The 629-nt window shown below is 41.2% G+C and carries 1 protein-coding gene; it reads left to right on the top strand.

Annotated elements, in window-relative coordinates; genetic code table 11:
• Positions 1–31: 31 nt before the first annotated feature.
• Complete coding sequence (locus tag ELS82_RS25690) at positions 32–499, top strand: cold shock domain-containing protein (RefSeq protein ID WP_134837840.1); 468 nt, start codon at positions 32–34, stop codon at positions 497–499.
• Positions 500–629 lie beyond the last annotated feature (130 nt).

Consider the following 629-nt stretch of genomic DNA (forward strand, 5'->3'; position numbering starts at 1 on the left):
GGCGTTATATCACTTCGAAGGAACAATAAATATGAAGGGTAAAATTGTTAGATGGATTGATGAGCGTGGTTTTGGTTTCATCAACTCTGATGACTACCAAGGTGATGTTTTTGTCCATATATCGAAGTTCACAAAAGGCTATAGACGCCCTCAAGTGGGTGACGAAGTTGAATTTCAAGTTGAAGTAAGTAATGGCAAAGCCAATGCCTATAATGTCTCGCTTGTTGGTGTCGAACCACGCAAAGAGAAATCATCGACATCTATCGTGTCGGTTGTTTTCATTGGTTTAGTTATCGGCGTTTTCGGCTACTTTGCTATCGAGAAACTGTTTACTACACAAGAATACGAAAACATGGGATTTGTGTGTCAGGGTAAGACTCATTGTAGCCAAATGACGTCCTGCAATGAGGCGAAGTTTTATTTAGCAAACTGCCCAAATGTACAAATTGATGGAAATCGAGATGGGGTGCCTTGTGAAATGCAATGGTGTACCAATTAAGGCGTGATATAACAAACAATTCAAGCTGATTCGCAACGCTCGGCGCTTTCAGTTTCAATTGGTTTAGTGATTAAGGTGAAGTGTTTGGGTGTGGTGGCAGCGTTGCTCACAACTTAATTGGGCGTTATGT

Source organism: Vibrio ouci (assembly GCF_004551525.1).
Taxonomy (GTDB): Bacteria; Pseudomonadota; Gammaproteobacteria; order Enterobacterales; family Vibrionaceae; genus Vibrio; species Vibrio ouci.